This window comes from Bradyrhizobium sp. (assembly GCF_030693485.1).
GTDB lineage: Bacteria > Pseudomonadota > Alphaproteobacteria > Rhizobiales > Xanthobacteraceae > Bradyrhizobium.
Genome location: NZ_JAUYAN010000033.1, coordinates 1 through 4,950, shown reverse-complemented (window position 1 = coordinate 4,950; position 4,950 = coordinate 1). Strand labels below are relative to the sequence as shown.

Sequence of the window (4,950 nt, the reverse complement as noted above, 5' to 3'; positions counted from 1 at the left end):
GAGTGGTCTTGAGTCCAAAGTGAAATCTGGTCCTGACGTGTTCGCCGACGCCCTCGTTCTCCAGAGCCGCCACCGATGGTGCGTGCCGCTCCGAACTTCCCAAATCCCCCACATTCAGGTTTTCGCCAGGGCCGCGCCGCGCGGTGGCTGCGCTACCGTGTCCCGAACGAGGCGCACCGCCGTAGCCTGTCACGGACGGCCTGGACGCGCCGATGGTTCTGCGCTGCGTCCGGGGCACGAGATCGCGGCAATGGTTATCGTTTCGCGAAATGCCACGGTAAACCAAATTCCGCGAGCGCGCGGAAACCCGCATGAAACAGGCACTTCTGTGATTTCGCCGCCGCTTGCGCCGGATCGGCGTTTACGCCGCATTCATCGCGATACTTAAACTGCCCTTCAAATTTGATCGGTCATGATCATCCCAACAAGCCGGCAAACGGCGAGGGAATAACAAGGCGTTTTTACAAGTGGACGGGAGCCGCGCTCGGGGGAGGGCGGCCAACAATCAAAAAAGGGGATGTCAGATGTTTCAGGGGCAAATCGATCAGGATGCGGCGATACCGGTGCAGGCCACCGCGATCCCGGACGTGTTGTTCGAACGCGGCCTGTACTGGGCGAGCGGACGTTCCGGCGTGGTCAATCTCGTCGCCGCGCATAAATGGTTCAACCTCGCCGCCCTGAAGGGCCGCACCGAGGCCATCGAGCTGCGCCGCGAGGTCGCCGAGCTGATGTCCGAGGTCGAGATCGCCATGGCGCAGCGCGAGGCCCGCGCCTGGATCACCGCGCACTGATACTGACTATGTGAGCTCGGTGAGTCGCTTGCTGCCCATGCTTCGAGACGCTCGCGCTGCTCGCTCCTCAGCATGAGGTTGTTGTGTTTCAACAACTTAACCTCATCCTGATGAGGCCACGAAGTGGCCGTCTCGAAGGATGGGCAGCAGTACCGATTCATGATTCCAGATATTGGCACGAGCGCGGGCGACCCGGCCGCTGGCGCAATCCGGTTTTTGGTTTATCGTCAGCGCCGATGTCGAAGCGCCCGCCATTTCCTGTCAGTCCCGTACGGCCGAGCGCCAGTGACCAGGCGCTCGAACGCGCGGGCTTTGCGTTGGGGATGCAGCGTCCCGGCGAGGCCGAGCGGATCGCCGCCGAGGTGTTGAAGGCCAATCGCGGCAACGTTCGTGCGGCGCAGCTCCTCGGTCAGGCGCTGCTGATGCAGAACCGCGGCGCCGAAGCGATCGCACCGCTGGAAAAGGCGGCACGGCGCAGCGAGGATCCTGCGATCGAGACCTTGCTTGGCGCGGCGTTCGCCCTCACCGGGCGCCTCGACGAAGCGCTCGGGCAATTACGAAGGGCCACCGCGAGGCGACCGCCCTATCCGCCGGCGTTTCTCGAGCATGGCATTCAGCTGGCAAGAGCGGGACGATTCGAGGAGGCCATGGCGGCGCTGGAAAGCGGCCTTGGGTTCGCAACTGACGCCGTCGACATGCAAAGGGAACTCGCGGCACTTCATCTCAAGCGCAATGACCGCGCCAGGGCACGCGAGCTGTTGTTGTCTGCCCTCAGGGTGGCGCCGGACCGCCCCGATCTCCTCAGCGCGCTCGCTCAGGTCATGTTGCTGGACGGCGAATACGCGGCCGCAGCCGAAAGGCTTCGGCGCGTCGTGGCGCTGCGGCCCGACGATGCCGTCGCGCGGGCGGAGTTGGGCAGATGCCTGCTGGAAATGGGGCAGCGCGACGCCGGCGAGGCCAGCATCCGGATGGCGACGCAGGAAAGACCGGAGCTGTTCGGCCGGGCGATCATGTCGCTGGCGATTTCCTCGCGCGGCCGCTTCTTTCTGCGGCCGAGCGCTGCCGCGAAATTCCTGCGCAGTTAAAAGCTCAGACCCGGAACTGGCGCCGGTAGAGGCCTGGCTCACGATCGATCGCCGTGGTGAGATCGTGCGCCCGCTGGCTCTCTTCCGCGGTGAACGGCATGGTGCGGGCGACCCAGTTTTCGCGCTTCACCGGCATGCATTGCGCGACCGGCGTGCCCTTCGGCAGCACGCCGCTGAAGCTGGCGTCGTGCCAGTGCGCCGGAAAGTGAATCCAGTTGTCGTGGTAACGATCGCAGTCGACCAGTCCGGTCAGCGTCGTGAACGGCAGATCGAAACGGTTGGCGGGATGCGTGAACAGCACCGCGTAGCCCTCCGGCGACTCGATCGTCCACAGATTATGAAACTTGATCAGGAAGCGGTCGTCTTCGAACAGCGGCGAGCCGATGACCTGGCTGCCATCGTGGAATCCGACCGGCGAGCGCGCAAAACTGACGGCGCCGCCCGGCGGTATTTCATTATCCCAGGTGAATTCGCCGTTCTCGACCCTGAGGTCGCACATCAGTGGAATCAGAAAACCGCAGGTCATGGCGTCGACAAACGGCGGACAACGCTTGACGGTGTTCTCGTCGCGACCGTTGATGGCATTGAACGCCTGCGTCGGCATCGACTTGAGCCAGGCGGGAAGGCCTGAAGCCGCCGGCACCGGCGGCGGCAGCACGCCTTCGAGTTCCGCCGGGCAGCGGAACGTCAGCGTCATTGGATTGTCTTTAACGGACGTCACGTCCTGCTCCATGGCCGCCAGGGTCTTTGATCTCTATGATCAGTGATCTCTATGATCACTGATCTATATTTGATGCTGGCGCTGAGGAAAGCCCCTCCGCAGGGATTTGCGGCTCACCTTATATATGGGTGGAGCGACCGGTGGCTCGCATGGCTCACACCTTCCGGTTTGACCCTGCCGGTCGATTCAAGGCATAAGACCGGCACCGGAGAGGTGGCCGAGTGGCTGAAGGCAGCGCTTTGCTAAAGCGCCATACGGCGAAAGTTGTATCAAGGGTTCGAATCCCTTCCTCTCCGCCACTTCCCCGACGCGGAAACTCGCAACTACCAAGGTGTCTCGGCCACAGTTTTGCGCAGGCGGCAAAGGCGTCGCAGCTTCGGCCGCGCTCGCATCACGATCTTGTTTGACGGATGCCCGGGTTCCCCACGATTCAGTTCAGGCTTGCAAGCGAGCTGTCAGCGACATCCGAAACAACGTCGCGATTCGCTTCATGAGAGATGCTCATCAGGGCGACTTCGCTACTCGTATCGACGACTCCCCCACCAGATCGCAAAATGCATTTCGAGGCCGAAACATAAGGGCTTCTGCAATGCCAGTCGGTGCCGCGGAACCCGTTGTTCAGGATTGGGTTGGAACCGGGTCAGGCGCGGCCGCGCCTCGCACGACGGATTTGAATGGCGCTTGACGCGGCGATTCCATCAGTCAGATGACAGAACTCAGGGTCTGCCGTTTCGCAAATGGGATTCGAGCCGGGATCGGCTCCCTCAAACGCTCGATTCGGCGGAAGGCGAGGCCCGGGGAGGGGATGGCCGGCCGCAGCGCTGCTTTCGCGAAGGTCAGCAGACAAAATGGAACTAATCTGAAATGGTGTTACATAACAATGCCTTGCGACGAAAGCTCGATCGCGGTTGCGTGTTATTTGTGCAACACCCATCCGAAAACAGCCTGACTCAAGCCGTTCTGAAGCGTTCCTTTGTTGCGTGTGCAGAAGTGTTCGGTAATTGTCATCTTGCGACGGAGGGGGGCATCCCGAGGTCGTCCCGTTAGGTGGTTCGCTTAAGTCCCTCGCGTTGAGCGGGAGTGTCCGAAGGCGCGAAGCGACTAAGCGGGTTTCAAGGGATTAAGGGAACCAACCTCAAGGGTGTTTCACCCGGCGGATCCGGAACCTTCCCTACAGAGCAACTTGGAGGTTAACATGAAGATGGTTAAGAGCCTTATCCTCGGCTCGGCGGCGGGTCTCATCGCCATGAGCGGGGCACAGGCAGCTGATCTTCCCGTCAAGGCCAAAGCGGTCGAGTACGTGAGGATCTGCTCCCTGTATGGTGCCGGTTTCTTCTACATTCCGGGCACCGACACCTGCATCAAGCTGGGTGGTTATCTGCGCATCGACACCACGTTCAACGGCGGCGTCTACGGCCAGCCGTTCTACGCCGGTGACAACGGCCAGGGCAATCGCTTCCGCGATTACTTCAACTCCCGTTCGCGTATGGCGCTGACGGTTGATACCCGCACCGCCACCGAATACGGCGTTGTCCGTACCTTCGCGCAGGGCGACTTCCAGTTCCAGAACTTCGGCAGCTCCAACCCGGCGCTCCCGGTTGGCTCCCAGGTCACTGGCCTGAACAGCGCTCTGCTTTCCACCGCAGGCGCTGGTTACGTCGCGGTTGAAATGGTGTTCATCCAGTTCGCTGGTTTCACCTTCGGTAAGTCGGCCTCGGCCTTCGCGGCTCCGTGGCATGGTTATCCGGGCAACAACAACTCGTTCCTGATGGGCGGCCATGACACCGTCACCGGTGTCAACAACATCCAGTACACCGCTCAGTTCGGCAACGGCGTGTCGGGCACCATCGGCCTCGACGATCCGACCGTGTTCCACCGCACTTCGGTTCAGAACCTCGCCCTCGGCGTCAACGCCAACGGCAACGGCACCAACGCCTACGGCGGCTCGTTTGCTCCCGACATCGTCGGTAACATCCGCGTCGATCAGGCCTGGGGTCTCCTGCAGTTGTCGGCCGGCGCTCACCTCGTGAACGCTTCCTACAACACGCTCGGCGCCGGTGGCGTTCCGACCAACCTGTCGGAAATCAGCGGTCATCCCGACAGCAAGTGGGGCTGGGCTATCCAGGGCGCATTGCAGATCAAGAACATCCCGACCGGTGCCGGCGATGACATCAAGGTCAGTGCAGTGTACTCCCAGGGCAACACCAAGGAAGTCATCTCGACCTCCGGCGGTTCGCCGAGCTTCGCCATGTTCGGCAGCAGCGGCCTTGGCTACCAGAGCGTTGGCTTCGGTAACACCAGCGATGGCGTTTATCTCCCCGGCGTGGGCGGTACCAACGGCATCATCCTGACC

4 protein-coding genes and 1 tRNA gene are annotated in these 4,950 nt (G+C 61.9%); 4 read left to right on the top strand and 1 reads right to left on the bottom strand.

Features of this window, described 5'->3' with window-relative positions:
• Window positions 1-524: 524 nt before the first annotated feature.
• Window positions 525-791 carry a hypothetical protein gene (locus Q8N40_RS02540; RefSeq protein WP_305710692.1) on the top strand — a complete coding sequence of 89 codons (267 nt, stop codon included), beginning with the start codon at window positions 525-527 and terminating at the stop codon, window positions 789-791.
• Window positions 792-1,027: 236 nt separating this feature from the next.
• Window positions 1,028-1,876, top strand: a complete 849-nt coding sequence (locus tag Q8N40_RS02535) for a lipopolysaccharide assembly protein LapB (protein ID WP_305710691.1) — start codon at window positions 1,028-1,030, stop codon at window positions 1,874-1,876.
• Between the two features lie 4 nt (window positions 1,877-1,880).
• On the opposite strand, the gene Q8N40_RS02530 is transcribed toward Q8N40_RS02535, so the two are convergent.
• Window positions 1,881-2,573 carry a hypothetical protein gene (locus Q8N40_RS02530; RefSeq protein ID WP_305320537.1) on the bottom strand — a complete coding sequence of 231 codons (693 nt, stop codon included), beginning with the start codon at window positions 2,571-2,573 and terminating at the stop codon, window positions 1,881-1,883.
• 231 nt (window positions 2,574-2,804) lie between these two features.
• Here Q8N40_RS02530 and Q8N40_RS02525 point away from each other — a divergent pair.
• Both Q8N40_RS02525 and Q8N40_RS02520 read left to right on the top strand, forming a co-directional pair.
• Window positions 2,805-2,896, top strand: a tRNA-Ser gene (locus Q8N40_RS02525).
• An 896-nt stretch (window positions 2,897-3,792) separates the two neighbouring features.
• Window positions 3,793-4,950 (top strand): porin (locus Q8N40_RS02520; protein ID WP_305710690.1); only part of this gene is annotated, 1,158 nt, incomplete at its 3' end.

Coding starts and splice junctions, on each gene's coding strand:
- Q8N40_RS02530 (WP_305320537.1), bottom strand. CDS start 2,573: ATGACGCTGACGTTCCGCTGCCCGGCGGAACTCGAAGGCGTGCTGCCG.
- Q8N40_RS02535 (WP_305710691.1), top strand. CDS start 1,028: ATGTCGAAGCGCCCGCCATTTCCTGTCAGTCCCGTACGGCCGAGCGCC.
- Q8N40_RS02540 (WP_305710692.1), top strand. CDS start 525: ATGTTTCAGGGGCAAATCGATCAGGATGCGGCGATACCGGTGCAGGCC.